At 62.7% G+C, this 4,502-nt stretch carries 4 protein-coding genes and 1 pseudogene; 3 read left to right on the top strand and 2 right to left on the bottom strand.

What is annotated here, in order from left to right; translation table 11 throughout:
• Together ACS5PJ_RS22530 and ACS5PJ_RS22525 are read left to right on the top strand one after the other, a co-directional pair.
• Positions 1–249 (top strand): annotated as a pseudogene (locus ACS5PJ_RS22530) (hypothetical protein); the annotation flags it as partial.
• 263 nt (positions 250–512) lie between these two features.
• Positions 513–821, top strand: coding sequence for an antibiotic biosynthesis monooxygenase family protein (locus ACS5PJ_RS22525; protein ID WP_439437064.1), 309 nt, complete (start codon positions 513–515; stop codon positions 819–821).
• Between the two features lie 29 nt (positions 822–850).
• Here the strand turns inward: ACS5PJ_RS22525 and ACS5PJ_RS22520 are convergent, their stop codons facing one another.
• On the bottom strand, positions 851–1,528 hold the full coding sequence (locus ACS5PJ_RS22520) for a permease prefix domain 1-containing protein (RefSeq protein ID WP_439437063.1): 678 nt from the start codon (positions 1,526–1,528) through the stop codon (positions 851–853).
• On the bottom strand, positions 1,525–1,821 hold the full coding sequence (locus tag ACS5PJ_RS22515) for a PadR family transcriptional regulator (RefSeq protein WP_439437062.1): 297 nt from the start codon (positions 1,819–1,821) through the stop codon (positions 1,525–1,527). The genes ACS5PJ_RS22520 and ACS5PJ_RS22515 overlap by 4 nt, the downstream gene beginning before the upstream one ends.
• A 140-nt stretch (positions 1,822–1,961) precedes the next feature.
• Here ACS5PJ_RS22515 and ACS5PJ_RS22510 point away from each other — a divergent pair, with 140 nt between their 5' ends.
• Positions 1,962–4,229, top strand: coding sequence for a PEP/pyruvate-binding domain-containing protein (locus tag ACS5PJ_RS22510; RefSeq protein WP_439437061.1), 2,268 nt, complete (start codon positions 1,962–1,964; stop codon positions 4,227–4,229).
• The last annotated feature ends 273 nt before the right edge of the window (positions 4,230–4,502 follow it).

The following is a 4,502-nucleotide window of genomic DNA, read 5'->3' as shown; positions in this document are numbered from 1 at the left end:
CCAAAACAACCAATCAATAAAACAATTGGTATCAACAAACTTGGCACACTATTGAGTTCTCAAACAACAGACACACCCGGCACCACCACAACATCTCAGCCGTGGATCGCTCCGGAGCAACTTTTCAAACTTACCCGGTTTCCCGCCCCGACGCAAATCCATATTCCAGGACCCACACCAGCAAGAAAACCCCAACCCCCACCACATCCAGGCACTCCAACGAGCCACCAGAATCTGGTCTTGAATTAGGGGGTTTGGCCGCCCGCGGTAACCAGCTCTTCGCTGTTCCCCTCGCGGCGACTTAGAAAACAATACACCCACCCAACCCCCACCGCAAATCCACCCACACACCACCCCAAAACCCCGCCGATCCGCGCCCACAGGCGGCAACCACCCTCAAAACCGGGCGCCGCCGTCGTTAGCGGTCCCTGTGCCCTGCAACACAACCAGACACCAACCACACACCCCACAGGACCGCAGCATCGGATGCCTGTATTGGGCATGATTATCGAGTGATCACCGAACATGCATTGCTTACAGTCCGTCCCGGCATGGAGAACGATTTCGAGGTGGCCTTCAGCGAGGCGAAATCAATCATCGCCTCCATGGAGGGATTTTGTGGCCTCACACTCTCGCGCTGCATCGAGAGCGCCGGCACCTATCTGCTGCTTGTGGAGTGGGCACGTCTGGAAGACCACACCGAGGGGTTCAGAGGCTCAGCTGCATACCAGGATTGGCGCAAGCTGCTGCATCATTTCTATTTGCCGTTTCCGACCGTCCAGCACTACGAGCCGGTTATCACCATGCCGGCCGGAACCTAGCCCGGGCTCCTGGAGGAGGCCGGAACGGTTTAGCTGGCTCTCAGGTGACCAATGGTCCTCAAGGACCATGAGACGGCTATTCCTGAAGCTATAAGACGCAGGGTGCTGGCGGCGACGGCTGCCAGGACGAGAAGTGCCGGAGATGCTGCCGTTCCGGCAACTGATCGTGCCGCGATGATGATGAGAAGCGCCGTGTCGGCGTTGATGCAAACCCCTGCCACCGATGCAGCAGCCAGCAACGCCTGCCGTGGAGTTACTTCCGGGAGCCAGCGGATCAACGATCCACTGGTGGCGAGCACCAGCACGCCCACTATCACTGCCGCAGCAATGAACGGCAGCACCGGGACGGCCAGGATCATGGCCGGGGGGAGGAATCCGCCCGATGGCGGTGACAGCAGGAGCAGCCACCAGATGCCGACAATCGGGCCGGTAATAAGCAGGGACCATATGATTTTGCGCGCCTGGGCGATGGCCAACTCACCCGCGAATGCAGAGGCGACGACGGCAGGCGCTCCGACGTCGGCAACCGCGGCCTCCAAGGCCGATTGTGGAGACAGACCTTTCGCAGCGAAAGCCTCGGCAGAATCCGATATCCCTGACCGTATTTCCTCGACCACCGCGCGCCTGGCGCGCGCAGGGCCATGCAACAGTCCATGGAGTTCAGCCAGGTACCGGTTGACGACCTCGTTCTCGGCGGAGGACCTCATGCCTGCCCTCCCAGAAGCGCGCTGACTGCGTCGGAGAACTTTGCCCAGACTGCCCGTTCGGTCACGAGGGCCAGCCGTCCCGACACTGTCAGTTCGTAGACGCGGCGTCGTCTTCCACCGAAGGCCTCCCACTCGCTGTGGATGAATCCTGCACGCTCCAGCCGGTGCAGGGCGGGGTAGATGGTGCCAGTGGGCAGGTCGAAGGTACCGCCACTGCCCTCGCGGACACTCTCGATGACGGCGTAGCCGTGACATGGCCCCTTCTCCAGTACCGACAGGAGAAGTGCGTCCAAGTGCCCTTTAAGCGACTCCGGCCTGATCGGGAGCATCCCCGAGTCCCTCCTGAAAGATATCCGCCCCGTACCGCTTCGAGGAATTAGTTCTAGAGTAGCATTGCTACATATAGCAATACTACTCATGGGACGACTGACTGATGGGCATCAAAGAGATGTTTCCCCCGCTCGGTGAGATTGAGGAAGAGCGGTTGTTGTTGGGCAGCAAGGCAGCCACGCTCAATGCCCTTGCGGCCAAAGGCTTCCACATTCCGCCCGGCTTCGTCGTCACAGCAGAGGCATTTGAACGGGGCGGACCCGGGCTGACCGAAGCCCTCAACGAGGCCGCCGACCGGACCGGCCACGGCCCGTTTGCGGTTCGGTCCTCCGCGGCGGCGGAAGACCTGCCCGGGGCCTCTTACGCGGGCCTCTACGAAACATTCCTCAACGTCACCAGGGATGATCTCCACGATGGAATCAGGCGTTGCCTGGCCTCCGCCGCCCAGGACCGGGTGGCTGCCTATCAGTCCACGCTCAGCACGGCGGCGCAATCGGCGCCGGCCATGGCAGTCCTCATTCAGCAGATGGTCCAGCCCCTTGCAGCCGGAGTCGCCTTCACCGCCAATCCGCTGACGGGCAACAGGCACGAAACAATTGTCACCGCTGTCCCTGGGATTGGTGAAACCCTTGTGGCAGGCGACGACATCGGTGAAGAATGGACCGTCCGGGGTGAGGATGCAGTCTGCAACCGGAGCGCGGACACCCTCAATGCGGCGCAAGCACTCGAGGTCGCGGGACTGGCCCGCAGTGTTGAGCTCCAGGCGGGAGCTCCACAGGACATTGAGTGGGCCATCGATGCTGCCGGGGTACTGTTCCTTCTTCAGGCAAGACCAATGACAGCCCTCCCGGAGGCAGTTGATTGGGTGGCGCCAGGTAAAGGCCTGTGGTCACGGAACTTCCGCCTCGGCGAGTGGCTTCCGGATCCGATGACTCCCCTTTTCGAAGATTGGCTTCTGCCCCGGATCGAATCAGGGTTCCTCGACGGGATGCAGGCGGATGCCCATGTGCGGGTTCCCTTCCGCTACGCCTCCGTCAACGGGTGGTATTACAACGCGCCTCCCGTTCCATCCCTGCGCGTCTTGGCGGGAGTGATTCTGGAGAGCCGGGGCAGGGCACCCTGGTTCCTGTTCAACGCACTATTCCGTGTCTCCCACAATCCCGCGGCCGCACACCGCGCAGTACTTGGTGATTTGGAACTTGAATGGCGAAACGAGCTGCTTCCGGCCTACCGCCGGCTGGTGCGCAAGGCTGAGCAGGACATAGATTCCGCTACCCGGAACGGACTGATCGAACTCGTTGACACCATCTGCAAGCAAGCAGGGGTCTATCTCTGGTCACTCGCCATCGTCGGCGGATCGGCCTGGAAGATGGAGTCCGCATTGGCCCGGTTCTGGCAGAAGCATCTGTCGGGGCCGCTGCACGGGACTGCGCCGGGGGAGACAGGCTATCAGGCTCTCCTGCGCGGCCTGAGCGTTACCACGCCTGGGCATGCTCCTCACGCCGTCTATTCCCTTGATTGGTACCACCCGACGGCGGGAGAGGCGACCCCTGAGAACCACGGACAGGACGCGCGGCCGGCACCCGGGATGGCTGAAGCCCTTAGTGCCCAGCGAATAGATGCCGAAGCAACAGCACGGAAGGCGCTCATGGATCAGCCGCGGGTGCTCGCGCAGTTCAACTCGCTCCTTGGCGTGGCCCAGCACTACGCGGTACTTCGCGAGGAACAGGCTCATGATCTGAGCCTAGGGTGGCCAGTCCTGCGCCGCTGCGCCCGCCGGCTGGGCGAGCAGTTGGTCGCCGCGCAGGTCATCGACGACCCGGCAGACATACATTTCCTGACGTTGGAAGAGGCCAGCAGCCCCTCCCCGCGCCATCGTCCACCGGTAGTCAGCCGACGCCGGACGTGGCAGCAGCAAAGGAGGCTGGACGCTCCGCTGACACTGGGCGAGCCCGCCAGGATTGTCGGCGATCCAATCGCGCGGGCCGTGGAAGCGGCGAGAACATCACACGACCTGCCCGAGGGCGCGATCGTCGGCCACCCGGCAAGCACCGGACGCGTGACCGGACCAGTCCGGGTCATGCACGGGCCGGAAGACTTCGATAGCTTCCTGGAAGGCGAGGTCCTCGTGGCCAAGGCCACAGCGCCGGCTTGGACACCTCTTTTCGCCCGCGCCGCCGCCATCATCACGGACGGCGGAACCTTGGCAGCCCATGCGTCCCTTGTGGCCCGCGAATTCGGGATCCCCGCCGTCGTAGGAACCGGGGATGCGACCCGTCGACTCCGAACAGGACAACGAGTCACCGTGGACGGGGGCGCCGGGATTGTGGTGCCTGTTCAGATTCCAAGCTCACGACCGCCGGTTACCTAATCAGCGGATACTGCCGGAGGCATGCCCTTCGCTGTGGCGCTGTTGCTGTCGGACGGTGAGGGATGTCACGGACGCTGTGGCAGTTGATGCGCTGTCCAGGGGATGCTGTGGCAGTTTGGTGGGGTGTCCGACGGCGACTGGTGTGGTCTTGTGGGTGTTAAATGGGTCAGGCCCCGGACACTTTCGTGTTCGGGGCCTGGCCTTGAATGATGTTCCGGCGGTGACCTACTCTCCCACACCCTCCCGGGTGCAGTACCATCGGCGCTGTGGGTC

This window comes from Pseudarthrobacter cremeus (genome assembly GCF_051857465.1).
Lineage (GTDB): Bacteria > Actinomycetota > Actinomycetes > Actinomycetales > Micrococcaceae > Arthrobacter.
The sequence above is the reverse complement of the archived record's forward strand: the minus strand, read 5'-3'. Positions and strand labels throughout refer to the sequence as shown.

Excerpts from the sequence above, each read along its gene's own strand:
- ACS5PJ_RS22520 (WP_439437063.1), bottom strand. The coding sequence starts at position 1,528 with ATGAGGTCCTCCGCCGAGAACGAGGTCGTCAACCGGTACCTGGCTGAA.
- ACS5PJ_RS22510 (WP_439437061.1), top strand. The coding sequence starts at position 1,962 with ATGGGCATCAAAGAGATGTTTCCCCCGCTCGGTGAGATTGAGGAAGAG.